This window comes from Mycobacterium fragae, from assembly GCF_002102185.1.
GTDB lineage: Bacteria > Actinomycetota > Actinomycetes > Mycobacteriales > Mycobacteriaceae > Mycobacterium > Mycobacterium fragae.
Genome location: NZ_LQOW01000028.1, coordinates 158,416 through 184,060, shown reverse-complemented (window position 1 = coordinate 184,060; position 25,645 = coordinate 158,416). Strand labels below are relative to the sequence as shown.

At 66.5% G+C, this 25,645-nt stretch carries 13 protein-coding genes; 7 read left to right on the top strand and 6 right to left on the bottom strand.

All coding sequences use genetic code 11. The annotated features are described in order from the left end of the window. Positions 1–155 precede the first annotated feature (155 nt). The 5 genes from AWC06_RS17605 (at position 156) to AWC06_RS17585 (ending at position 16,393) form a co-directional block, all read left to right on the top strand. The gene (locus tag AWC06_RS17605) at positions 156–12,839 is read left to right on the top strand and encodes a non-ribosomal peptide synthetase (RefSeq protein ID WP_085199288.1); all 12,684 of its coding nucleotides are present in this window, start codon (positions 156–158) and stop codon (positions 12,837–12,839) included. A 151-nt stretch (positions 12,840–12,990) separates the two neighbouring features. After that, positions 12,991–13,770 carry an alpha/beta hydrolase family protein gene (locus AWC06_RS17600; protein ID WP_085199287.1) on the top strand — a complete coding sequence of 260 codons (780 nt, stop codon included), beginning with the start codon at positions 12,991–12,993 and terminating at the stop codon, positions 13,768–13,770. Positions 13,771–13,870: 100 nt separating this feature from the next. Continuing rightward, positions 13,871–14,668 (top strand): class I SAM-dependent methyltransferase, encoded by a 798-nt coding sequence (locus tag AWC06_RS17595; protein WP_085199438.1) that lies wholly within the window; start codon positions 13,871–13,873, stop codon positions 14,666–14,668. A 159-nt stretch (positions 14,669–14,827) separates the two neighbouring features. Continuing rightward, entirely contained in the window at positions 14,828–15,754 is a 927-nt protein-coding gene (locus tag AWC06_RS17590) for an SAM-dependent methyltransferase (protein WP_085199286.1), read from the top strand. Beyond that, on the top strand, positions 15,755–16,393 hold the full coding sequence (locus AWC06_RS17585) for a class I SAM-dependent methyltransferase (protein WP_085199285.1): 639 nt from the start codon (positions 15,755–15,757) through the stop codon (positions 16,391–16,393). Here AWC06_RS17585 and AWC06_RS17580 read toward each other — a convergent pair. From AWC06_RS17580 to AWC06_RS17555, 6 genes are read right to left on the bottom strand one after another with little or no spacing between them, the layout of a single operon-like run. Further along, entirely contained in the window at positions 16,343–16,822 is a 480-nt protein-coding gene (locus AWC06_RS17580) for a DUF417 family protein (protein ID WP_085199284.1), read from the bottom strand. The two genes, AWC06_RS17585 and AWC06_RS17580, sit on opposite strands and share 51 nt — an antisense overlap. Before the next feature lie 31 nt (positions 16,823–16,853). After that, entirely contained in the window at positions 16,854–17,114 is a 261-nt protein-coding gene (locus AWC06_RS17575; RefSeq protein ID WP_085199283.1) for a hypothetical protein, read from the bottom strand. Then, a complete protein-coding gene (locus tag AWC06_RS17570) occupies positions 17,108–17,344 on the bottom strand; it encodes a hypothetical protein (RefSeq protein ID WP_372458152.1) in 237 nt (78 codons plus the stop codon). Before AWC06_RS17570 ends, AWC06_RS17575 begins: the two co-directional genes overlap by 7 nt. A 41-nt stretch (positions 17,345–17,385) precedes the next feature. Beyond that, complete coding sequence (locus AWC06_RS17565) at positions 17,386–18,123, bottom strand: DUF899 domain-containing protein (protein ID WP_085199282.1); 738 nt, start codon at positions 18,121–18,123, stop codon at positions 17,386–17,388. 30 nt (positions 18,124–18,153) lie between these two features. Then, on the bottom strand, positions 18,154–18,912 hold the full coding sequence (locus AWC06_RS17560) for an SDR family oxidoreductase (protein ID WP_085199281.1): 759 nt from the start codon (positions 18,910–18,912) through the stop codon (positions 18,154–18,156). Between the two features lie 14 nt (positions 18,913–18,926). Further along, a complete protein-coding gene (locus AWC06_RS17555) occupies positions 18,927–19,658 on the bottom strand; it encodes an SDR family NAD(P)-dependent oxidoreductase (RefSeq protein ID WP_227371089.1) in 732 nt (243 codons plus the stop codon). A 140-nt stretch (positions 19,659–19,798) separates the two neighbouring features. On the opposite strand from AWC06_RS17555, the gene AWC06_RS17550 reads away from it, so the two are divergent. Together AWC06_RS17550 and AWC06_RS17545 are read left to right on the top strand one after the other, a co-directional pair. Further along, positions 19,799–20,746: a sigma-70 family RNA polymerase sigma factor gene (locus tag AWC06_RS17550; protein ID WP_085199436.1), complete on the top strand. Its 948-nt coding sequence runs from the start codon at positions 19,799–19,801 to the stop codon at positions 20,744–20,746. A gap of 61 nt (positions 20,747–20,807) precedes the next feature. After that, complete coding sequence (locus tag AWC06_RS17545) at positions 20,808–25,634, top strand: cation-translocating P-type ATPase (protein WP_085199279.1); 4,827 nt, start codon at positions 20,808–20,810, stop codon at positions 25,632–25,634. The last annotated feature ends 11 nt before the right edge of the window (positions 25,635–25,645 follow it).

Below are 25,645 nucleotides of genomic sequence, written 5' to 3'. Positions count from 1 at the left end.
AAAGCCAGACCCAGGCGTTGGACCGCGCGCCGGGCCGCGCCGTGAGTTCGTCTCGGCCAGCCGTTTATCCAGCGATCGCCCCGGCACCAGCCTGGGAGTAAAGCGACTGCAATCTCCAGGGCATCCCGGCCCTAAATAGGGAGTTCGCCGTCATCATGCTCAACTACGGCACGCAACCAGACAGGCTGGGATCGTTAACCGCCGCACAGCGGTCAATATGGGCCGCCCAACAACTCCAGCCCGAAGTCCCTTACAACTTCGCCGCGTTTTTCGCGATCGATCACGATGTCGACGCCGAGCGGCTCATGGTTGCGTGCGAAGCGGCGGCAACGCGGTTCGGCACACCATGTGCGCGGCTATCCCTCGATGACGGCGAACCGGTCTTCATAGTCGACCGCTCGTTTCCCAAGACCCTGCGCACTATCGATCTGCGTGCCGAGCGTGACCCGGTAGCCGCTGCTACCAGCTGGATGAACAACGACTACCGCCACCCCATCGACCTGGTCCGTGACCGACTCACCAACTTCGCGCTGCTCCGGATCACCGACAACCTGTCGTACTTCTACCTGCGTACACACCACGTCCTCTTAGACGGGTATGGCGCCTACAACTTGATCCGGCACATCGCGGCCGTCTACTCCGGATCAGTCCCTCCCGCCACCTGCGAAGTCGACTTCTCCGAGTTTGCCCTGATCCGTGACGCAGACGATAAGTATCAGCAGTCTTCACGCAGTCATGCCGATGCCGAGTATTGGAAGACGGTCCTGACCGGACCCCTGGACATCACCGACCTGGGCGGAACGCGAAGGTCAGTGGCACCCCGCCACCCGGTGGTGCGCGAGTTGGCGTGCACGCATCGACTCACGCAGAACGGGCAGCCCCAGTTAGATGTCGCAAGGTTTGTCGCGACAATGGCGGTGTTCATCGCGAAAACCACAGGGCGCCAGAACGTCTCGATGTCGCTACCAGTTTCGGCGCGCACGGCGGCGCCGCTGAAGAAATGTGCGGGCATGGTGTCGAACCTGGTGCCGCTGCTCATCTCCGTCGATGACAGAGACACGATTGGTGCACTGACCGATCGGGTCGCCGAGGCCGTGGTCGCTGCGCTGCGGCATCAGCAGTTCCGGCGCTGGCCGGACCTCATTGCCGATGCGACACATCTCGACATGAACGTCGAGTTCGGCCCGGCGATCAACGTACTCCACTTCGCCACCCCGGTTCGTTTTGGGCCTTCGGAAACGACACCGAACGTGTTGACGACCTACCCCATACAAGACTTTGCAGTAAACATCTATCCGCAGCTGGGTGACGGCACGCCGCGAATTCAATTCACCTGGAATCCGGACCGGTACACGGCCGACGACATCGACCGGCACATAACCCGTCTGGAATTACTCTTCGATCGCCTATTGGTGGCAGATGCGTCACTGGTGGTAGGAGAGGTGTCGTTGCTCGATCGCGCTGAGCGTGATCTGGTGCTGTCGGAGTGGTCTGGTGCTGGTGTAGGGGCCCCGGTGGGGGTGGCACCGCAGTTGTTGGCTGCGACGGCGTCGACCGATGCGGACGCGGTGGCCGTGGTCGACGGCGTCCGGAAGTTGTCGTATCGCGAGCTGGATGAGTGGTCGACGCGGTTGGCGCGGGTGCTCATCGAGGCCGGGGTGGGTCCAGAGCGTGCGGTGGGCGTGGCGATGGATCGCTGTGTCGAGCTGGTGGTGGCGTGGTGGGCCGTGGTGAAGGCTGGCGGGGTGTATGTGCCGGTGGATCGGGCCCATCCGGTAGAGCGGATCGCCATGGTGTTGGACGCGGTGGCGGCGGTGTGTGTGGTGACCTGTGGTGCCGACACCGTGGCCGGGGCGCGCAAAGTGCTGCGCATCGACGGTCTGGACGTGTCGGATCGCTGCGCGGAGGCGATCACCGACGCCGACCGCCTGGCGGCGCTGGACGCGAATAACACGGCCTATGTGATGTTCACCTCGGGATCTACCGGTGCCCCCAAGGGGGTGGCGGTCAGCCACGCCGGTCTGCTGGGGCTAGCCGCGGCGCAATGCGCGGTGTGTGGGGTGGGCGCGGATGCGCGCGTGCTGATGGTCGCCTCGCCGATGTTTGATGCGTCGATCTTCGACTGGTTATGGGCGGTCGGGTCGGGCGCGACGTTGGTGGTCTCGCCGCGGCACGTGTATGCCGGGGAGGCGTTAACCGCGTTGCTGCAGGACCAGCAGGTCAGCGCGGCGGTGCTGACCCCGACAGTGCTGTCGTCGCTGGATCGGGCCCGGTTGGACGGGCTGGACACGCTGATCACGACCGGGGAGGCCTGTCCGCAGGAATTGGTAGCCGACTGGGCGCCGGGCCGGCGAATGTTCAACGGCTACGGCCCCACCGAGACCACCATCTGCGCCACCTGCACTGCACCGCTGTCGGCGGGGCAGCTGGCCAGCATCGGCGCCCCGATTCCGGGAGTGTGCGCGCTGGTGCTCGATTCGCGGCTGAACCCGGCCCCGATCGGCGTGGTCGGTGAACTGTATCTTGCCGGGGCCGCACTAGCGCACGGCTATGTCGGCCGCGCGGAGTTGACCGCCGAACGGTTCGTGGCCGACCCCTACGGGAGCGCGGGGGCGCGCATGTACCGCACCGGCGACCTGGTGCGCTGGACCCCAGCCGGCACGCTGGATTACCTGGGCCGCGGCGACACCCAGATCAAACTGCGCGGACAGCGCATCGAACTCGGCGAAATCGAAAACACCCTGCTGGCCTGCCCGCAGGTCACTCAGGCCGTCGCCACCGCGCGCCCCAGCACCACCGGCTATCGCCTGATCGCTTACATCACCCTCGAACACACGACCGCCGCTGACCGCGACGCTGAAGTGGTCGAACAGTGGCAACACATGTACGACGAGCTGTACGGCGCAGAGGTCGCGGTGCCAGAGTTCGGCATGGATTTTCGGGGCTGGAACAGCAGCTACACCGATGATCCGATTCCGCTCGAGGAGATGATGGAGTGGCGTTCGGCCACGGTGGATCGGATCATGGCCCTGCAGCCGCGGCGCGTGTTGGAGATAGGTGCGGGGTCGGGGCTGGTGTTGTCACAGATCGCCCCGCGGTGTGAGCACTATGTCGGCACCGACATGTCAGCACTGGCTATCGACAACCTCGCCGGTTCGCTGGAGCAGTCGCAGATCCCGTGGCGTGATCGGGTCCAGCTGCTGACCCAACCCGCCCACGTCACCGACTCACTGCCGGAGGGCTACTTCGACACCATCATTCTCAACTCGGTTATCCAGTACTTCCCCAACGCGCGGTACCTGGCTGAGGTCATCGACAATGCCTTGCATCTGCTGGTCCCTGGCGGGAGATTATTCATCGGCGATGTGCGCAACCACACCCTGCAGGGCGCGTTCCAAACCGCCGTCGCGCTCGCCCGCACCACCACCACCGAGACGGCCGAAATCCGCCAACGCGTCTATCGCGCCTTGGTCAGCGAACCCGAATTGCTGCTGGCGCCAGAGTTTTTCACTGCCTGGGCCCTTGACCATGTGTCGGTAGCTGGACTCGACATCGAAGTCAAACGCGGATTGGCCGACAACGAACTCAACCGCTACCGCTACGACGTCATTGTCTATAAAATCCCTACACCGATACGCTCACTGGCCAGCGCACCCACCTGGGCGTGGACCCAATGTGCGGGCCTGGACGAGCTGCACACCCGGTTGATCTCTCAACGTCCCACCGTCGTGCGCATCACCGAGATCCCCCGCGCCGGACTGATCACCGACGTCCACCTCGAACAAGCCATCGCCGCCGGCCTGCCCCTGGCCGAGGCACAGGCCCAAGCCAGCGCCGCCGCGGTATCCGAAACCGCGACCCCCGAACAACTGCACCGCCTCGGTAAAACCACCGGATACCACGTCGCGGTCACTTGGGGCGCCCAACCCGGCACGCTCGATGCCGTCTTCCTGGCCCCCACCGATCCCCAGCACACCCCGCCGCTGACCGACCTTTATCTGGCCCCCGCCGGGGCCCGCCACCGCAGCACCAATGCCAATGACCCCCAGACCAACACCAAGCTCAGCGCGGTCCGGCAGCAATTGAGCGCGCGGCTGCCCGATTACATGGTGCCCGCCCACATTGTGGTGCTCGAGCAGTTCCCATTGACCTCCTCGGGCAAGATCGACCGAAAGGCGCTGCCCGCACCGGTGTTTGCCGGCACACCCTTCCGGGCGCCGCAGACGCAGACGGAAAAGATCGTCGCCCAGGTGTTCACCGAGGTGCTGGGCCTAGACAGAATCGGGCTTGATGACGACTTCTTTGCCCTAGGTGGCGATTCACTGATCGCCACCCGGGTGAGCGCGCGACTGCAGTTGGGCTTGGGCCGGGAAGTGCCGGTGCGGTATCTGTTTGACGCGTCTACCGTCGGGGGTCTCGCCGAGTATCTGCACCGTCATCGTGGCGGCCCGGCCCGCCCGCCGCTGCGGGTGATGCCGCGCCCGGAACGAGTCCCGTTGTCGTATGCCCAGCAGCGGTTGTGGTTCCTCAGCCAATTCGAGGGCGGCGTTGCGACCTACAACATGCCGACCGCGTTTCGGATCAACGGGGCGCTGGATATCGACGCGCTGGACGCCGCCCTCGATGATGTCGTGGCTCGCCACGAATCGCTGCGCACCATATTTCCCGACATCGACGGTGTGCCGTTTCAGGAAGTGTTGCCGGCCCAGTCGGGGATGTGGCGGCGCGGAGGGGCGACGGTGGTGTCGTTGCCGGAGCAAGATGTAGCCGCCGAGTTGGTGGCACTCGCGCGGTATCGATTTGATTTGGCGGCCGAAATCCCGATTCGCGCGCAGATTTATTCGGTGGGACCCGAGCAGCATGTGGTAGGGATTGTGTTGCACCACATAGCTTTTGATGGGTGGTCACCGGCTCCCATGGTCAGAGACGTGGGCCAGGCGTATCGGGCGCGGTGCGCGGGTCGGGGGCCGGGGTGGGCGCCGTTGGCGGTGCAGTATGCCGATTATGCGCTGTGGCAGCGGGAGTGGTTGGGGGCCGAGTCGGATCCCGATAGTGCGATCGCTGGTGAATTGGGGTTTTGGCAGCGGACCCTGGCCGGGATGCCGGAACGTGTCGAGCTGCCCACCGATCGGCCTTATCCGCCGGTTGCTGATCAGCGCGGCGCCAGTGTGGTGGTGCAGTGGTCGGCGGGGCTGCAGCAGCAGGTTGCCCGGGTGGCTCGCGAGCACAACGCGACCAGTTTCATGGTGGTTCAGGCCGGCCTTGCGGTGTTGTTGTCCAAGATCAGCGCCAGCCCCGATGTGGCGGTGGGGTTCGTGGTCGCTGGTCGTGGTGATCCCGCCCTGGATGAGTTGGTGGGCTTTTTTGTCAACACCTTGGTGTTGCGTGTCGATCTGACGGGTGATCCCAGCTTCACGGAGTTGTTGGCCCAGGTTCGGGCGCGCAGTTTGGAGGCGTTCGAACACCAACACGTGCCTTTTGAAGTGTTGGTGGAGCGGCTCAATCCGGCTAGGTCGTTGATGCATCATCCCCTGATTCAGGTGATGTTGGCCTGGCAGAATTTCGCGGGGCACACCGATCCGGCCGCTGGTTTGGTGTTGGAAGGCCTTGAGGTCACCTCGATACCGTTGGACACCCACAGCGCGCGCATGGATGTGGCGTTTTCGTTGGGTGAACGCTTCACCGAGGCCGGTGAGCCCGCCGGGATTGGCGGGGCGGTGGAATTTCGCACCGACGTTTTCGATACCGCCAGCATCGAGGCGCTCATCGAGCGCTTGCAGCGGGTGTTGATGGCGATGACCGCCGATGCGGGGCGCTCGTTGTCGTCGGTGGATCTGCTCGATGAGGCCGAGCATGCCCGGTTGGATCGCATCGGCAACCGGGCGGTGTTGACCCAGCCCGCACCCACCCCGGCCTCGATTCCGGTGTTGTTCGCCCAGCAGGTGGCCCGCAGCCCGGATGCGGTGGCGCTGGTATGCCAGGGGTGTTCGTGGAGTTACCGCCAGCTCGATGAGGCCGCCAACCGGTTGGCCCACCTGTTGGCCGGGCGCGGTGTGGGTCCCGGCGCTGTGGTGGGGTTGCTGATGGAGCGCTCAGCCGAGGCGATCGCCGCGATCACCGCGGTGCTGAAAACCGGGGCGGCCTATCTGCCCATCGATACCGAGCATCCGCGGGCGCGCATCGAGTTCATGCTCGCCGACGCCACACCGCTGGCCGTGCTCACCACCGCCGATCTAGCCGGGCGGCTCAACGGATTGGATGTGGCGGTCATCGACGTCAACGACCCCGCCCTCGCCAACCAACCCAGCACCGCACTACCGGCGACCCCGGATCCCGACGATATCGCCCACCTGATCTACACCTCGGGCACCACCGGAACCCCCAAAGGCGTGGCCGCCACCCACCACAACATCACCCAACTGCTGGCCTCAGACACCGACCTGCCAGCCGGGCCGGGGCAGGTATGGGCGCAATGCCATTCGCATGCCTTCGACGTCTCGGTGTGGGAAATCTGGGGCGCACTGCTTCATGGTGGGCGGCTAGTAGTGATACCCGACTCGATAACCCGCTCCCCCAACGATTTTCATGATGTACTCGCCGGCGAACACGTCACCGTGTTAACCCAAACCCCCACCGCGGCAGCAGCGTTATCACCGCAGGGACTGCAATCGCTGACCCTGGTGCTCGGCGGCGAACCCTGCCCGGCCCAGGTAGTGGACCGCTGGGCGCCCGAGCAGGTGGTAATCAACGGCTACGGCCCCACCGAAACCACCATGTGTGTGACCTTAACCGCGCCCCTCACAACCGATTCGGGGCCACCACCGATCGGCTCGCCGGTATCGCAGGCCGCGCTGCTGGTGCTCGATGAGTGGCTACACCCGGCGCCAATCGGTGTGACCGGCGAATTGTATGTGGCCGGCCCCGGAATCAGCTACGGATATTGGCGGCGCACCGGGTTGACCGCATCGCGGTTTGTGGCCTGCCCATTCGCGGCGCCCGGAACACGGATGTATCGCACCGGAGACCTGGTGCGCTGGGCCGCCGATGGCCAACTGCGGTATGTGGGACGCGCCGACGAGCAGGTCAAAATCCGCGGCTATCGCATCGAATGCGGTGAAGTCCGCGCCGCCCTCACCGCCCTCGACGGAGTCGAGCAAGCCGCAGCGATCACCCGCGAAGACCGCCCCGGCGACAAACGACTGGTCGGCTACATCACCGGCAGCGCCGACCCCGCCCAAGCGCGCACCCAACTAGCCGAGCGGCTGCCGGCCTACATGATCCCCGCCGCCATCGTGGCATTAGAAGCCCTACCACTGACCGTCAACGGCAAACTCGACACCCGCGCCCTACCCCCACCCGACTACACCACCACCCACTACCGAGCCCCAGCCACCCCCATCGAAGAAATCCTGGCCAGCATCTACGCCCAAATCCTCGGCCTGGACCACGTCGGCGCCGACGACTCATTCTTCGACCTCGGCGGGGACTCACTATCGGCGATGCGGCTGATCGCCGCGATCAATACCGCACTGGATGCCGATCTTTCGGTACGCACCGTGTTCGACGCGCCCACGGTTGCCCGGCTGGCGCCCCGTATCGGTGTGGGTTCGAGTCGGCTTCCGCGGTTGGCGGCGGTTGAGCGGCCCGCGGTGGTTCCGTTGTCGTTTGCTCAAAACCGGTTGTGGTTTATCGACCAATTGCAGGGGCCCTCACCGGTCTACAACGTCGCGGCGGCGTTGCGGTTAAGTGGTGGGCTTGATGTTGATGCGTTGGGTGCGGCGCTGGCCGATGTGGTGGGCCGTCATGAGAGCCTGCGCACAGTGTTCCCCACGGTCGAGGGAACACCCCAGCAGGTGGTGATCCCAGTTGAGCGCGCTGATTTCGGGTGGGACGTTGTTGATGCCACCGGGTGGTCGACAACTCAACTAGATGCGGCTATCAACGCAGCGGCGTGCTCCCCGTTTGATTTGGCGGCCGAGATTCCGTTACGGGCACGGCTTTTCGGTGTTGCTGATCAACAGCACGTGCTGGTGATTGTGTTGCACCATATCGCTGCGGACGGCTGGTCACTACGGCCGCTGACCGCTGATTTGAGCGTGGCCTATGCCAGTCGGTGCGCGGGTCGGGGGCCGGGGTGGGCGCCGTTGGCGGTGCAGTATGCCGATTATGCGCTGTGGCAGCGGGAGTGGTTGGGGGCCGAGTCGGATCCCGATAGTGCGATCGCTGGTGAATTGGGGTTTTGGCAGCGGACCCTGGCCGGGATGCCGGAACGTGTCGAGCTGCCCACCGATCGGCCTTATCCGCCGGTTGCTGATCAGCGCGGCGCCAGTGTGGTGGTGCAGTGGTCGGCGGGGCTGCAGCAGCAGGTTGCCCGGGTGGCTCGCGAGCACAACGCGACCAGTTTCATGGTGGTTCAGGCCGGCCTTGCGGTGTTGTTGTCCAAGATCAGCGCCAGCCCCGATGTGGCGGTGGGGTTCGTGGTCGCTGGTCGTGGTGATCCCGCCCTGGATGAGTTGGTGGGCTTTTTTGTCAACACCTTGGTGTTGCGTGTCGATCTGACGGGTGATCCCAGCTTCACGGAGTTGTTGGCCCAGGTTCGGGCGCGCAGTTTGGAGGCGTTCGAACACCAACACGTGCCTTTTGAAGTGTTGGTGGAGCGGCTCAATCCGGCTAGGTCGTTGATGCATCATCCCCTGATTCAGGTGATGTTGGCCTGGCAGAATTTCGCGGGGCACACCGATCCGGCCGCTGGTTTGGTGTTGGAAGGCCTTGAGGTCACCTCGATACCGTTGGACACCCACAGCGCGCGCATGGATGTGGCGTTTTCGTTGGGTGAACGCTTCACCGAGGCCGGTGAGCCCGCCGGGATTGGCGGGGCGGTGGAATTTCGCACCGACGTTTTCGATACCGCCAGCATCGAGGCGCTCATCGAGCGCTTGCAGCGGGTGTTGATGGCGATGACCGCCGATGCGGGGCGCTCGTTGTCGTCGGTGGATCTGCTCGATGAGGCCGAGCATGCCCGGTTGGATCGCATCGGCAACCGGGCGGTGTTGACCCAGCCCGCACCCACCCCGGCCTCGATTCCGGTGTTGTTCGCCCAGCAGGTGGCCCGCAGCCCGGATGCGGTGGCGCTGGTATGCCAGGGGTGTTCGTGGAGTTACCGCCAGCTCGATGAGGCCGCCAACCGGTTGGCCCACCTGTTGGCCGGGCGCGGTGTGGGTCCCGGCGCTGTGGTGGGGTTGCTGATGGAGCGCTCAGCCGAGGCGATCGCCGCGATCACCGCGGTGCTGAAAACCGGGGCGGCCTATCTGCCCATCGATACCGAGCATCCGCGGGCGCGCATCGAGTTCATGCTCGCCGACGCCACACCGCTGGCCGTGCTCACCACCGCCGATCTAGCCGGGCGGCTCAACGGATTGGATGTGGCGGTCATCGACGTCAACGACCCCGCCCTCGCCAACCAACCCAGCACCGCACTACCGGCGACCCCGGATCCCGACGATATCGCCCACCTGATCTACACCTCGGGCACCACCGGAACCCCCAAAGGCGTGGCCGCCACCCACCACAACATCACCCAACTGCTGGCCTCAGACACCGACCTGCCAGCCGGGCCGGGGCAGGTATGGGCGCAATGCCATTCGCATGCCTTCGACGTCTCGGTGTGGGAAATCTGGGGCGCACTGCTTCATGGTGGGCGGCTAGTAGTGATACCCGACTCGATAACCCGCTCCCCCAACGATTTTCATGATGTACTCGCCGGCGAACACGTCACCGTGTTAACCCAAACCCCCACCGCGGCAGCAGCGTTATCACCGCAGGGACTGCAATCGCTGACCCTGGTGCTCGGCGGCGAACCCTGCCCGGCCCAGGTAGTGGACCGCTGGGCGCCCGAGCAGGTGGTAATCAACGGCTACGGCCCCACCGAAACCACCATGTGTGTGACCTTAACCGCGCCCCTCACAACCGATTCGGGGCCACCACCGATCGGCTCGCCGGTATCGCAGGCCGCGCTGCTGGTGCTCGATGAGTGGCTACACCCGGCGCCAATCGGTGTGACCGGCGAATTGTATGTGGCCGGCCCCGGAATCAGCTACGGATATTGGCGGCGCACCGGGTTGACCGCATCGCGGTTTGTGGCCTGCCCATTCGCGGCGCCCGGAACACGGATGTATCGCACCGGAGACCTGGTGCGCTGGGCCGCCGATGGCCAACTGCGGTATGTGGGACGCGCCGACGAGCAGGTCAAAATCCGCGGCTATCGCATCGAATGCGGTGAAGTCCGCGCCGCCCTCACCGCCCTCGACGGAGTCGAGCAAGCCGCAGCGATCACCCGCGAAGACCGCCCCGGCGACAAACGACTGGTCGGCTACATCACCGGCAGCGCCGACCCCGCCCAAGCGCGCACCCAACTAGCCGAGCGGCTGCCGGCCTACATGATCCCCGCCGCCATCGTGGCATTAGAAGCCCTACCACTGACCGTCAACGGCAAACTCGACACCCGCGCCCTACCCCCACCCGACTACACCACCACCCACTACCGAGCCCCAGCCACCCCCATCGAAGAAATCCTGGCCAGCATCTACGCCCAAATCCTCGGCCTGGACCACGTCGGCGCCGACGACTCATTCTTCGACCTCGGCGGGGACTCACTATCGGCGATGCAGGTCGTGGCGCGGACCCGGGCCGCCGGCCTGATGTGCAGGCCCCGCGATATTTTCGTCGAGCAGACCGTCGCCGGGCTGGCGCGGGCGGTCACAGTGGGCGACGGCGCGGGTGGCTCGATCGATGACGGCGTTGGCGATGTGCTGGCGACCCCGATCATGCGCTGGCTGCAAAGTGTTCACGGCCCGGTTGAGCAGTTCAATCTGATGGCGATGTTGCAGGCTCCCGCAGGGGTCACCGAGACCGACGTGGTGCTCATGGTGCAGGCCTTGCTGGATCGGCACGCCATGCTGCGGCTCCGCGTCGACGACGACGGCGCCGGGGGTTGGTCGCTACACGTGCCTGAGGCGGGGTCGGTGGATGCGAGCACTTGCCTGGACTCAGTGGACGTGTTATCCGATGAGGCGCTGGCGAAGGCGCAATCTCGGTTGAATCCGGCCGCCGGGGTGATGCTCAGCGCGCTCTGGGTTGCCTCGACCGGCCAGTTGGTGCTGATCGCAAATCATCTGGCCGTCGACGTGGTGTCGTGGCGGATTTTGCTGGATGACCTCAACACCGCCTACGCCCAACACCGTCTGGGGCAGCCGATAGCCCTGCCGGCGACGGGTACGTCGTTTGCCCGGTGGGCGTCGCTGCTGGCTGAGCACGCCCGCCGCCCAGAAGTCGTCGCCCAAGCGGACGCCTGGAGGAAGGTGGGGGCGATCCCTGCCGCGCTGCCCGCGGTGCAGCCTGCGGTGGATACCTATGCCACTGCCGGGCACATGGAGGTGTCGCTGGAGGTCGAGACCACCCGCGTGCTCCTAGGTGAGGTGCCCGCGGCGTTTGATGGCGGGGTGCAGGAGATCCTGTTGATCGCGCTGGCCTTGGCGTTGACGGAATTTTTGGGCAACGGCGGCGCGCCGATCGGTATTGACGTGGAGGGCCATGGGCGCCACGAAGAGCTGGCCCCCGATGTTGACTTGTCGCGCACCGTGGGGTGGTTTACGGCTAAATTCCCGGTGTCGTTGACTGTGGGTGTGCTGTCTTGGCCGCAGGTGGTGGCCGGCGAGCCGGCGCTGGGGGCGGTGATCAAGGACGCCAAAGAGCAACTTCGTGCTCTTCCGCATCCCCTGACCTACGGCGTGCTGCGCTATCTGAGCACCGATGTAGACCTGGCCGGATCTGACCCGCCGATCGGGTTCAACTATCTGGGCCGCCTGGGTGTACCGGTGCAGGGTCCTTCGGCCGATGGTGATGTGTGGCGGATCGGCTATTGGGGTTCGTTGTTCACCGATAGCGGCAACGCCGGTCCCCCTATGCCGCTGGTGCATACCGCGGCCGTCAACGCTGTCACCGTCGACGCCGCCGACGGTCCACAACTGCACGCCATGTGGACGTGGGCGCCATCGGCGCTTGATCGCGCGCAGGTCACCCGGATTAGCCGGTTGTGGTGTGACGCCCTTGGCGGTATCTGCGCGCATGTGCGACACGGTGCAGGCTGGTTGACTCCTTCAGATACCGCGCCGGCGCAGCTTAGTGACCATGCCAACGACATCGACGCCGAGCGAAAGCCCGCGTCCAAGCGGCTCCGCTACGCGGACTACCTGCATCTCGACGAGCTGCTCGGCGCCGTGCAGCCTTTGTTCGCCGACGGCGACCGTTCCGCTTGGAGCGACGAGCGATACTTCCTGGTCATCCACCAAACCTCGGAACTGTGGGTTTCGCAGATCCTCGCCGACCTCGAGCTCGCGCTGGAGTCTGCGCGTCTGGCGGACTTCGACAGGGCGATCGATCGCTTGAAGCGCGCCAACGCCGTACTTGAACTGACGTTAACGACACAGAGCGCCCTACAACATCTTGCGGTGGATGACTTCCACAAGTTCCGGCCGAAGTTACAGGGAGTGAGCGCGGCACAGTCGCACCAGTTCGCGATCTTGCTGGAGGGGGTTCGCCACGCTCCCGTGGCGGCGCTGCTCGAGATCGTTGCCGACCGGCGCCACGGCGACAGCATCAACCGCCGGCAGAAACTCCAACTAGGCGCGCAGCTCGACGTATTCATCGCCGGCCTCACGCGCTGGCGGCTGGTCCACCTGGACGTAGTTCGCCGCTTCATTGGGGACAGCCGGGGCACCGGGGGCACCGCCGGGGTCGGCTACCTGATCGATCAACTGGATCAGAGTTGCCGGCGATCATAGGGCTAGCTGGATTCCGGCTAGGCGAGGGAACACAGCCCGCCGAGACACTCGCCTACCGCAGCTTCTGCTCGGGAGCTGTCGTGGGTCCGCGGCTTGCCCGCCACCCTCCTGCGGCTCGGCCGGGATACATGGTCGATTGTGAGCCCGCGTGATGTTAGTGCGCTACGGCACCCATCCCAGCCAGTACGGCGTTCTCAGCCTTCCCGCCGGCCCAAGCCCCTGGCCCGTCGCGGTGGTCATCCACGGCGGGTTCTGGCGAACGACCTACCATGCCAACCTGGCCTCCGATCTGGCCGAGGATCTGGCCCGGCACGGTTTGGCTTCCTGGAACGTCGAATACCGCAGGGTAGGCACCGACCCCGACCATGGAAGCGGTGGTTGGCCGGCCACCTGTCTGGATGTTGCCGCCGCCGTGGACTTGCTCGCCACCACCGGTCAGACCTTGGCCGCCGGACGCCTCGACCTATCGCGGGTGGTCGCAATCGGCCATTCCGCGGGGGGTCAGTTGGCTGGCTGGCTGGCCGGTCGAGGGTCGCTGCCCGTCGACGCTCCCGGAGCCTCGCCCGTCGTACCGTTGAGCGGCTTCGTCAGTCAGGCGGGAGTCTTGGACCTCGTATTCGCGCTCAAGGAGGGCCTGGGTTCCAATGCCATCCGGAGCTTCCTGGGTGCCTGGGCGGACGACCCCGACACGCGCTCGCTGGCTTGTCCTAGCGCCCTGGTTCCGATGGGCATTCCCTCGATGTGCGTGCACGGCACCGTCGACGACGACGTTCCACTTAGCCAGTCGCAGCGCTTCGTCGCCACGGCTCGACGTGCCGGCGACGACGCGCGGCTGCTGGTGATCCCCGGCGCTGACCACTACTCACTCATCGATGTGACGTCTCCCGCGTGGGCGGCCTGCCGCACAGCGGTCTTGGATTTGGCGCGCTGAATCGAAGGAGCTGTAGGGAAATTGACACAATCTCAAATACCTTGCCGCGGTCGCACCATTCGATGGGGCGCCGGTAAACATCAAGGCGGACCGGACGATGATGGCCCATATCGATAGGCCGCCTCGCGACATTGCGAGCATGCCCCGGGGCGGGCCTGATGCCTCCTGGCTGGTCCGGCGGTTGCAGACTAACCGGCCGGAATACCTGGACCGCAACGATGTCGACGACCTGAAGCGCAGGGTGATCCGTTCGCTCGAGCGGGCCGAACGATTGTTTGGTGTACATCAGAAGGCTGCCCGGATGGCACTTGATGAAGTGGGCGATGTCTCTACTCCCAGGATCTTAGAACTCGGGTCCGGCCACGGCGGGCTGTCGCGCAAGCTGCTGGAGAATCACCCCACTGCGCAGGTGACGGTGACCGACATCGATCCCACGTTGGTGGCCGCTATCGCCGCCGGCGACCTCGGCAGTCACCCCCGCGCCACGGTGCGAGAAATGGATGCCACCGCAATCGACGCCCCGGACGGGTATTACGACCTCGTGGTTTTTGCGTTGTCCTTGCATCACTTGCCGCCTGCACTGGCCGCCCGTGTGTTCGCCGAAGGCACCCGTGCTGGGAACAAGTTGTTAATCATTGACGCCCGCAGGCCGCCGGCACCACTCCACTTGGTGACGTTGGCTGCGACGTTGCCGTTCATTGGGCTATTCCCGCTGCTACACGATGCATTCATTAGCTCGCTGCGCGCATACAGCCGGTCGGCGCTGCGTGCGCTCGCCTATCATGCGGACCCGGCAATCAGCGTCGAATTCCGCAGCAGACGGTGGGGCCCGACGGTGGTGGTTGCCAGGCACGCACCGCAACCCGGCAATCGCCACAGCGATCACGAACGGTGCTGAGCGGCTCGGCGCCGACTCAGTCGAGAAAAGCCACTCCGCGCCGTCGTGCGAGGGCAAGCAGATCGTCAGGGGACATCCACCCGGTGGAATAGCTTGTTAAATTAACTAACTACTTGCTAGGCTAGCTAAATAACAGCCCGATCTGACGCAAGGAGCACGATGCCGCGCACGGACAACGACACCTGGGACCTGGCGACCAGCGTGGGAGCGACGGCGACAATGGTCGCCGCGGCCCGCGCGATCGCCACCAAGGCCGAGGACCCATTAATCGATGATCGGTTCGCCGAGCCGCTGGTCCGCGCCGTCGGCGTGGATTTCTTCACCCGGTTGGTCACCGGTGACCTGGCAGCCGCCGACCTCGACGACGACGAGTCAAGCTGGAAGCTCGAGCACATGCCCGTCGCGATGGCCGCCCGCACGCGGTTCTTCGACTCGTTCTTTCGCGACGCAACCCAGGCCGGAATCCGCCAGGCGGTAATCCTGGCCTCCGGTTTGGATGCGCGCGCCTATCGGTTGGCCTGGCCGGCCGGGATGACGGTTTTCGAGGTCGACCAGCCTGAGGTGATCGCGTTCAAGAGCGCGACCCTAGCGGAGATGGGCGCGGCCCCGACGGCGGATCGCCGCGCGGTCGCCATCGACCTCCGAAACGATTGGCCGACGGCGTTGTCGGAAGCCGGTTTCGACCGCGGGCGCCCGACCGCATGGATTGCCGAGGGGCTGTTCGGGTATCTGCCTCCGGAAGCTCAGGACCGCTTGCTGGACAACATCTCCGCGCTCAGCGCCGACGGCAGCCGGCTCGCCACCGAGGCTGTCCCAAACATCTCGGAGGCGGACCGCGAGCGCGCGCGGGAGATGATGCGCAAGGCCACCGAAAAATGGCGCGCGCATGGCTTCGAGCTCGAGTTCGCCGACCTCGGTTATGAGGGCGAGCGCAACGACGTCGCCGACTATCTGGACGAGTTGGGTTGGCGGTCGGTCGGTACCCCGATGAGTCAACTGTTGGCCGACAACGGGCTTGCGGCAATCCCGCAGAGCAATGATTCGGTGTCGATGGCCGATACGATCTACTACACCTCGAGGAAGTAGATGAGCACCCCGCAGCGGCGCGGTTTCAACGACCTTGTCACCCGGTTCTGGAGTTTGGCCGCCCCGGCATACGACCTGCCATTTCTACAGCACTGGGTATACCGTCCGGCGCACGACGAGGTGATCGCGCAGCTGCGTGCGCACCAGTCTCGGAAGATAGCTGACATCGCCTGCGGCACAGGTATTCTCGCCGACCGGATCGAACGCGAACTGGGTCCTGAGGAAATCTACGGCGTGGACATGTCCGATGGGATGCTCAACCAGGCTCGCTCCCGCTCGACGCGAGTGCAATGGTTGCGTGGCCCGGCGGAGCATCTCCCCTTCGAAGACGCGGCACTGGATGCCGTTGTGACGACGTCGGCGTTTCACTTCTTCGACCAAGCCGCGGCGCTACGGGAATTCCACCGCGTCCTCTCCCCCGGCGGGTTGGTGGCGGTCGCGGCCCTCTCTGCGCGGCAACCGCGTCTGCAGGGACCCTTGGGCCGCAACTGGAAACCAGCCCATCACGCGTCGCCCGACGAGGTGCGGAGCTTGTTCGAGGGCGCAGGGTTCACGATCGACGACCAGCACCGGATCCCCCGGCCGCTGTTAACCCGGCCTATTTCGGACCTTATCACGGTCGGCGTCAAGAACCAGTGACGCTCGGTGTGCTTGCACAGCCTCACCGAGGCTCCATATGGAAACGCCTATCAGCACAAGGTCTTTGAGCAGGAACTGACCGGGTAACGCAGACAACACCGGAATCGGGCCCGCGAACCGGCTGACCACACCGGGTGTGGTGAACAGAAAGCTCAGTGTGCCGCAGAACAGTACGGTCGCCATCGCACTGCCGATGGCCGAAAGCCGCGCCGAGAGCGGCCGGGCGGCAATGAGGACCGCGGCCGCGATCTCCATCGTGCCCAACCCCCACGCGACCGTGTTGACGCTGAAAACGTGGTAGACCCAACTCATCAGCGGGCTGTGCTCGATCAGGACGCGGCTTTCCATTTTGATGTACTTGCCGAAACCGATCCACGCCAGCGTTAGGGCCAGTCCGTAGCGGCTGACCGCTTGTCCAATTGTCGTCATGTCCGCATCACGGACGGCCGCTCTGTTCGGTTCAGTGCGCGCACCCGCGTGCGGGCAGCACCAAGATGACCGGCCACAACACGCTGGCTTCACCAAGCGCCACAAGCTCATTGCCTGCTGGCAGGTGTAGTTGCTCTTCGAGTTGAGCTTGCATTCGCTGCACGTGATCGAAGTGCAGGAACGACCACACCAACCCGATGGTCAGGTAGACAGCACCAAGCCAGACGGCAACTTCGGCCAGCCCGGCGATGCTGACCCGGTAACTCAACACCTGCCGGAGCCGAATCAACATGAGACGTTGGCAAGGACCAGCACCGGCCACAACGCGATCGACCCGAGCAGCGAGATCAGCAAATCCACGCCGCGCAGTTGCTCAAGGCGTTCGGCGTGGGTGCCCGCCCAGACCCCGCCCACGATGAGGTAGGGCGCTGTAAGTAGCAGCGCGACGCCGATCAGCTCGGCGATGCTCAGGTCAAAATCGAGCAACCGGCGCAACCTGCTTGGCAGACTCGGCCCAGTCATCGACAGCTATGTTAATCGCCATTCCGACCGGCAGGCCTGGTTCAGCTGTTGCGCGGTGGACGCGGGTCGTTGGGATTGTTCGGGTCCGGATCGCCAAACCAGCGCGAGGGCTCGTGGTCGCCGTATGCGTCGTGCCAGTCCCACCACTCGTACGGCGGGGACTGCGGGTAGCCCTCGGGCGAGTCCTCCCATGTCTCCTGGCGGCCCAGCGCCGTCATGTCGAGGTAGGTCCAGGTGTTCTCGAACGCTTCGTCGCCGCGGTTGTTGATGAAGTAGGTGCGAAAGACGCGGTCGCCGTCGCGGATGAACGCGTTGGTGCCGTGCCATTCGTCCACGCCGAAGTCGGCGTCGAAGTTGTCCGTGATCGTGTACCACGGCACCGTCCAGCCCATCCGCGTCTTGATGCGCTCCAGGTCGCTCTGCGCGGCGCGCGAAGCGAACACCAGCGTGGTGTCGCGGGCGTTCAGATGCGCCAGGTGGGGGACGTGATCGGCCACCATGGAGCAGCCGCGGCAGCCATGGTCGGGCCAGCCATCCGTGCCCGGCTCGATGAATGCGCGATAGACGATCAGCTGACGCCGACCCTGAAACAGGCCCAGCAGATTCACCTTGCCCTCAGGCCCGTCGAAGGTGTAGTCCTTCTCCACCGCCAGCCATGGCATCCGTCGGCGCTGGGCGGCTAGGGCGTCACGCGCGCGGGTCAGTTCCTTCTCCTTTACCAGCAGTTCTTGATGCGCAGCCTCCCACTCCTGTGCCGACACGATCGGAGGTGTGTTCATTGCGTTGTCCGCCTTTCGATTTCGGTTACTTCAGGCCACTGGCGACAGGCCTGCGGATGTGAGTAGGTACGCGCGGTGGTCACGGTGTTGGCCACCGGCGATCTGCAGCACGGAGCGTCCGACTTGCTCCGCGGTGAGAGCGGGTCCCGACGCCTGCACGAAGGTGTCGACGTCGACGCCTTGCCGCCCGGCGTAGGCCGCCACGGCTTTGGCGCCCAGGTCGGTGGCGGGCGTCAACCGCGGCAGCACGGACACGAAGTCGACGCCCAGGCCGGCCCGCTCCGACTCGGCGGCGGCGTAGTCGGCGATGAACTTCACCGCCGCCTTCGCCCCGGCATAGCCGCCACTCAACGGTGAGCCGTTGACCGCGGCGCCGCTGGACATCGCGATCACCGAGCTGCCCGGCGCCAACGGGCGACGCAGCGCATGCCCGATCCAGTGGAATGCCTGCGCGACGTCCACGCTCCAGTTCTGGCTGAAGCTTTCCCAGGTTTGTTCCTGCAGCGGGCTCATTGTCGGAGTGGCGCCGGCGCACAGCACCAGTGTCTGCGGTCGATGCTCGTCGATGAGTCGGCGAGCCGTCGCAGAATCGGCGGCGTCCGCGATCACCGGAGTGAAGGCGCCGCCCAGTTCGTCGTGCAGCTCGTCGAGCTGCGCACCGGTTCGCGCGACGCCGACGACGCGTACCTCGGCACCCGACAGCGCCGCGGCGATTGCGCGACCAAATCCGCGGCTCGCCCCGGTCACGATCGCGGTGGTGCCGGCGAGGCCATTGACTGTTTCGCTCATGGTCGTTCGACTCCCTATGCCGACTTCGCCGATGATTCTGTGAGTAGCGCCGCATACTGGCGCTCGAGCGCCTTCGCCGCACCGCTGCTCCAGTTGTCAGCCACAGACTGCGCCATGAGGTCGGGAAAGATGTCCTCCTCGCCTCTTTCGATTCCGTCAAAGATGGCTCGCGCGACGGATTCTGGGGAGCTTTTCGGTATGTCCAGACCGCGAGTCATGTCGGTGTCCACCGGGCCGGTCAGGACGGCATGGACGGACACGCCCTGGCCAGCCAGCAGGGCCCGCAGCGATTGCGTCAGGTTGAACGCGGCCGCCTTCGAGATCGAGTAGGCCGGAATCAGCGGCAGAGGGGCAACGGCGTTCACCGAGAGATTGTTGACGATGGCTCCGCTGGAGCGAGCTAACAGCGGCAGGAAGGCACGGATCACGTCGTAGGTGCCGAATAGGTTGACGGCCAGGTGCCGTTCGAGAGCAGAACGATCGCTTAAGTCGTCGTAGAGCGCCACCCCGGCGTTGTTGATGAGGACGTCGAGGGACTCGACCTCATCGACCGCTCGCCGAATCTGTTCCGCGTTGGTCACGTCCAGGGCTAGCGGTGTGACGCGGTCATCTGGATGCGACAGGGCTGCACGAGTTCCGACGTAGACCCGCTTCGCGCCTCTATTCAAGGCTTCCTCGACCAGCGCCCGGCCGATGCCGCGATTGCCTCCGGTAATCAGAACTGCATTGTCGGCGATTCTCACCATCACGATCTCCTTGTTGATGTTGCCTGCACTAGTTCAGATACGAGCCGCCCTGCGGATTCATCGGTGTGCGCCCGATGAATTTCGTTCGCCGGGTGTATCTGTACTGGCGTAGGCATTTGCATCACAGATGAGGAGTGGCCGTGCCGGCCCAGGAGGACTTCATCGAGCAGGCGGCGCCGTTTCGTGCCGAGTTGATCGCGCACTGCTATCGCATGCTCGGTTCGGTGCATGACGCCGAGGATCTGGTCCAGGAGACCTACTTGCGGGGCTGGCGTGGCTATCAGGCATTCGAGGAGCGCGCGGCGCTGCGCACCTGGTTGTATCGGATCGCGACCACGGCCTGTCTGCGCGCGCTGGAGAACCGTGCCCGCCGGGTGCTCCCCGCCGGTGTGGGCACCGGTTCGATCGATCCGGACACAGACCTCGACAGCAACGAAGGCGGCTATCAGTGGCTTGAGCCGCTGCCCGACACGTTGACGCCCGAGACGGCGGTCACCGCACGGCACAGCGTGCGGCTGGCGGTGGCCACCGCGCTGCAGGAGCTTCCGGCGCGACAGCGGGCGGTGCTCATCCTGCGCGACGTCGTGCAGTTCAGCGCCGCCGAGGTCGCAGAACTACTCGAAACCACACCGGCCGCCGTCAACAGCGCTCTGCAGCGAGCGCGCGCTCACCTCGCCGAGGTCGCTCCCACCGAAGAGGATGCGGCCGAGCCGGAAGATGCCGCGCGCCGCGAGCTACTCGACCGGTACTGCGCGGCCTTCGAAAACGCCGACCTCGCCGCACTCACCGAGCTGCTCCAAACCGATGTCAGGCTCGAAATGCCGCCGCTGGCGGTCTGGTTCAAGGGCCGCGACGCCGTGACACGATTCCTCGAGCGGCGCGCCTTCGCGAAGCCGGGCGATCTGGTGCTCGTCCCGACGGCTGCCAACAGGCAGCCCGCCGTCGCCGAGTATCGGCGCACGGCCGACGGTGTCATGCGGGCCCACTCGATACACGTCCTTTCCACGGGCGCGGCCGGGATTGCCTCGATCATCGTCTTTCTTGATCCGGCGCTGTTTAGCCTGTTCGGTCTGCCGTCAACGCGGTAACCCGTAAAACGCCGTAAGTTGGGCGCGGTAGGGGTCTAGAACGTCCTCGAAGGGTGACGCGATGAAGGTTCCGGGTGTCGCCACCGTTGTCGGTGGGATGACCGGTGGAGCAATACAGGCGCTGCAAGCCGGGGTGCAAGGCGTGGCAACGGCCGCCGGCGCTGTCCAGATGCTGGCCAGCCCGGTGGTGCGGACGGTGAGTGAATCCACCGGCCGAGTGCTTGGGACGAGTGATCCGCACACTAGTGCTCCGGACAGGGTCGAGCCTCCGGTGCGCTGGCAGAGCGGGCGGCGGGCACATCTGGACCTGGATCCGTTGCTGCCATTCCCCCGCTGGCACGAGCACGCGGCGGTAGTGGAAGAGCCGGTTCGCCGGATTCCCGGAGTGGCCGCGGCCCATGTCGAGGGTGCATTGGGCCGGCTGGTGATCCAGCTCGACGACCACCTCGATGACACCGACAGCGAGAGAGTCTTGGACGAGGTGCGGGAATCGGTTGTTTCCATTGCCGCCGATCTGACCACCGCAGCATCGGAATCGGCGCCGCGCACTGCGCCGTTCGCCGATCCGGGTAACCCGCTCGCGATCCTCGTCCCGCTGACCGCCGCGGCCATGGATCTGGTGGCGATCGGCGCCGCCGTGACGGGCTGGGTCACCCGACTGCCCGCCGCCCCCCGAACCACCCGGGCCGCGGCGGCTCTGATGAGTAACCAACCGCGGGTGGTGTCGTTTCTGGAGTCCCGGCTCGGTCGAGTCGGCACCGACATCGCCCTCGCCGCCTCAACGGCGGCCGCGAACGGATTGACCCAAGCCGTGGGCACGCCGCTGCTCGACCTCGCTCAACGAACTCTTCAAATTTCGGAGGCGGCGGCGCATCGTGACCGGTGGCGCGGCCGGGAGCCTGAGCTGGCGTCGCCCAGCCGCCCCCAGGCACCGGTGGTCCCGGTCATCTCGTCCGCGGGTCCCGGTTCACACGCGCCGCGGCACAACTGGGCGGCGGCGGCAGCGGGCGAGGCGTCGCACGTCGTGGTCGACGGAGCCATCGACTCCGCCATCGACACCGCGAAGGGATCGATGGCCGGGCCGGTGGAGGAGTACGCCAATCAGGCGGCGAACGCTTCGCTGGCTGCCGCGGCGGCCGCGCTGCTGGGTGGCGGCGGCGTCGAGGACGCAGCGGGCGCTGTGCTCGCTGGGGTGCCGAAGGCCGCGCATCTAGGCCGGCAGACGTTCGCCGCGGTACTCGGCCGCGGCCTCGCCAATGCCGGGCAACTGGTTCTCGATCCGGGCGCGCTGCGCCGGTTGGACCGGGTGCAGGTGATCGTCATCGACGGCGCGGCGCTGCGCGGCGACGCCCGGGCGGTGTTGAAGGCGCACGGAGATGCGCCCGGCTGGGATGAAGACCGCGTCTACGAGGTCGCCGACGCGCTGCTGCACGCCGAGCAGCCGCCGGAGCCCGACCCCGACGAGCTGCCCGCCACCGGGGCGCGGCTGCGATGGGTTCCGGCGCAGGGCCCGTCGGCCACGCCGGCGCAGGGTCTGGAACGCGCCGACCTCATCGTCGACGGCGAATGCGTGGGCCGCGTCGAGGTGGGCTGGGAGGTGGACCCGTTCGCGGTCGCGCTGATGCAGACCGCTCACCGCACCGGCGCCCGCGTCGTGCTGCGACACGTCGCCGGCACCCAGGATCTGGCCGCCAGCGTCGCCGCAAGCCACCCCCCCGGCACGCCGCTGCTGAAGTTGGTTCGCGAACTGCGGGCGGATCGCGGCCCGGTGCTGCTGATCACCGCACTGCACCGGGACTTCGCATCGACCGACACGTTGGCCGCGCTGGCCGTCGCCGATGTCGGAGTGGCCCTCGACGACCCCCAGGCGGCCACACCGTGGACCGCGGACATCATCACCGGCACCGACCTGGCCGCAGCCGTCCGTATCCTCTCAGCGTTGCCCGCAGCGCGTCGGGCCAGCGAATCGTCGGTGCGCCTCGCCCAGGGCGGCTCCACGCTCGGCGGGCTGCTGCTTGTCACCGGCGAGCCCCGCCCGACCAACCCACTTGCCGTGCGGCGCTGGCTCAATCCTGTCAACGCCGCCGCCGCGACCGCTTTGGTGTCCGGTGCTTTCTCGGCGGCCAAGGTGCTGCGGCTACCCGATCCCACTCCGCAACCGTTGACCGCCTGGCACGCACTGGATCCCGAGATCGTCTACTCGCGGCTGGCCGGCGGCGCGCGGCCGCTGGCCGTCGAGCCCGGCATGGCGCCGTGGCGGCGATTCCTCGAAGACCTGTCCTACAGCCCACTGGTGGCGCCACTGCGGGAACCGGCCCGCCGAGTCGCCCGCCTGGCCGCCGCGACCCGCGCCGAGCTCGCCGACCCGTTGACCCCGATCCTGGCTGTCGGAGCGGCGGCCTCGGCGATCGTCGGCAGCAACATCGATGCCCTGCTGGTCGCCGGCGTGATGACCGCCAACGCGGTCACCGGCGGCGTACAACGGCTGCGCGCCGACGCGGCCGCCGCCGAGTTGTTCGCCGAACAAGACCAATTCGCGCGCCGCGTCGTCGTGCCAGCGGTCGCCACCACCCGCCGCCGGCTGGAGGCCGCCCGGCACACCGCACGCACCGCCACGGTGACCGCGACCTCGCTGCGTCCCGGCGACGTCATCGACTTGGCCGCGCCGGATGTGGTGCCGGCCGACGCGCGGCTGCTGGTGGCCGAGGACCTCGAGGTCGACGAGTCCTTGCTCACCGGGGAATCGCTGCCGGTCGACAAGCAGGTCGAGCCCGTCGCCGCCGCCGACACCGAGCGGGCCAGCATGCTGTTCGAGGGCAGCACGATCGTGGCCGGACATGCTCGGGCGATCGTCGTGGCCACCGGCGTCGGAACCGCTGCCCACCGCGCGATTTCGGCGGTCGCCGATGTCGAGTCGGCGGCCGGTGTGCAGGCCCGGCTGCGAGAGCTGACCAGCAAGGTGCTTCCGCTCACCCTCGCCGGTGGCGCCGCCGTCACGGGGTTGGCGTTGCTGCGCCGCGCCTCGCTGCGTCAGGCGGTCGCCGACGGCGTCGCGATTGCGGTCGCCGCCGTGCCCGAGGGCCTGCCGTTGGTGGCCACCCTCGCCCAGCTCGCGGCCGCGCGGCGACTGTCGGCGCGCGGAGTGCTCGTCCGCGCACCGCGCACCGTCGAGGCGCTGGGCCGAGTCGACACCGTGTGTTTCGACAAGACCGGCACGCTCACGGAGAACCGGCTGCGGGTGGTGCGCGCCGTGCCGGCCACCGCCAGCCCGCGCGGGCCGTTCCCCGACACCGCCGACCCTCAAGCCGCGAAGGTGCTGCGGATCGCCGCGCGGGCATCCACCCAGCCGCACAACGGGCAAGGCCATGCGCACGCCACCGACGAGGCCATCCTCACCGCGGCCAATTCGCTCGACGGCCAAGGTGATTCGGAGTGGACGGTGATCGCCGAGGTCCCGTTCGAGTCCAGTCGCGGCTTCGCGGCCGCGATTGGCACCCTGAACGGCGACACCGGTTCTGCCAAGGGGCCGATCCTGATGCTCAAGGGCGCCCCGGAGGTCGTGTTGCCGCGCTGCCGGTTCGCCGATCCGGACGCCGACCTCGATCATGCGGAGTCGTTGGTGCACAGCCTCGCCGAGCAAGGCTTGCGGGTGCTGGCGGTGGCGCAACGGCCATGGGAGCACGACACCGCCGATGACGATGACACCGACGCCGATGCCGTCGACGCGGCCGCGCACGACCTCGAGCTGATCGGCTACGTCGGCCTGGCGGACACCGCGCGACCGTCGGCGCGTCCGTTGATCGAGGCGCTGCTGGACGCCGAGCGCAAGGTCGTGCTGATCACCGGCGACCATCCGGTGACCGCCCGAGCGATCGCGCGTCAGCTCGGCCTGCCCACGGATGTGCGGGTGGTCACCGGCGCCGAGCTCGCCGGGCTCGACGAGGAGGCCTGCGCCAAACTCGCCGCCGACGTGCAGGTCTTCGCCCGGGTCAGTCCGGAACAGAAGGTGCAGATCGTCGGGGCGCTGCAGCGCTGCGGGCAAGTGACGGCGATGGTCGGCGACGGCGCCAACGACGCCGCCGCGATCCGGATGGCCGACGTCGGCATCGGGGTGAGCGGCCGTGGTTCCTCGGCCGCCCGCGGTGCCGCCGACATCGTGCTGACGGACGACGACCTGTGCGTGCTTCTCGACGCGTTGGTCGAGGGCCGCGGGATGTGGGCCGGTGTGCGGGATGCGGTGACCATCCTGGTCGGCGGCAACATCGGCGAAGTGCTGTTCACGATCATCGGGACCGCGTTCGGCGCCGGGCGGGCGCCGGTCGGGACCCGACAGTTGTTGTTGGTGAACCTGCTCACCGACATGTTCCCGGCGCTCGCGGTTGCCGTCACCTCCCAACATGCCGAACCCGACGAGGACGAGCATGAAACCGACGCCGAGTCCGAAGCGGCGCGGCGGGCCTACCAGCAGGCGGTGCTGACCGAGCCGACCCCGTCGCTGGACGTGCCGCTGATGCGGCACATCATCACTCGCGGCGTCGTCACCGCTGCCGGCGCGACCTCAGCATGGGCCATCGGGCGATGGACACCGGGCACCGAAAGACGCACCGCGACAATGGGGTTGACCGCTTTGGTGACGACGCAGCTGGCGCAGACACTGCTGACTCGGCGGCACAGCCCGCTGGTCGTGGCGACGGCGCTGGGCAGCTCGGTGGTTTTGGTGGCCATCGTCCAGACCCCCGGCGTCAGCCACTTCTTCGGCTGCACGCCGCTGGGGCCGGTCGCCTGGGCCGGCGTGGTCGGCTCCACTGCGGCGGCTACTGGTCTCTCGGTGCTGGCGCCGAACTGGTTGGCCAAAACAGTCGGGATGGCGCCGGCCGATCAGGAGTGAGTCTGCGCCTA

Excerpts from the sequence above, each read along its gene's own strand:
- AWC06_RS17580 (WP_085199284.1), bottom strand. The coding sequence starts at position 16,822 with ATGACGACAATTGGACAAGCGGTCAGCCGCTACGGACTGGCCCTAACG.
- AWC06_RS17605 (WP_085199288.1), top strand. The coding sequence starts at position 156 with ATGCTCAACTACGGCACGCAACCAGACAGGCTGGGATCGTTAACCGCC.
- AWC06_RS17565 (WP_085199282.1), bottom strand. The coding sequence starts at position 18,123 with ATGAACACACCTCCGATCGTGTCGGCACAGGAGTGGGAGGCTGCGCAT.
- AWC06_RS17570 (WP_372458152.1), bottom strand. The coding sequence starts at position 17,344 with ATGACTGGGCCGAGTCTGCCAAGCAGGTTGCGCCGGTTGCTCGATTTT.
- AWC06_RS17545 (WP_085199279.1), top strand. The coding sequence starts at position 20,808 with ATGAAGGTTCCGGGTGTCGCCACCGTTGTCGGTGGGATGACCGGTGGA.
- AWC06_RS17555 (WP_227371089.1), bottom strand. The coding sequence starts at position 19,658 with ATGGTGAGAATCGCCGACAATGCAGTTCTGATTACCGGAGGCAATCGC.
- AWC06_RS17560 (WP_085199281.1), bottom strand. The coding sequence starts at position 18,912 with ATGAGCGAAACAGTCAATGGCCTCGCCGGCACCACCGCGATCGTGACC.
- AWC06_RS17575 (WP_085199283.1), bottom strand. The coding sequence starts at position 17,114 with ATGTTGATTCGGCTCCGGCAGGTGTTGAGTTACCGGGTCAGCATCGCC.
- AWC06_RS17600 (WP_085199287.1), top strand. The coding sequence starts at position 12,991 with ATGTTAGTGCGCTACGGCACCCATCCCAGCCAGTACGGCGTTCTCAGC.
- AWC06_RS17585 (WP_085199285.1), top strand. The coding sequence starts at position 15,755 with ATGAGCACCCCGCAGCGGCGCGGTTTCAACGACCTTGTCACCCGGTTC.
- AWC06_RS17590 (WP_085199286.1), top strand. The coding sequence starts at position 14,828 with ATGCCGCGCACGGACAACGACACCTGGGACCTGGCGACCAGCGTGGGA.
- AWC06_RS17595 (WP_085199438.1), top strand. The coding sequence starts at position 13,871 with ATGGCCCATATCGATAGGCCGCCTCGCGACATTGCGAGCATGCCCCGG.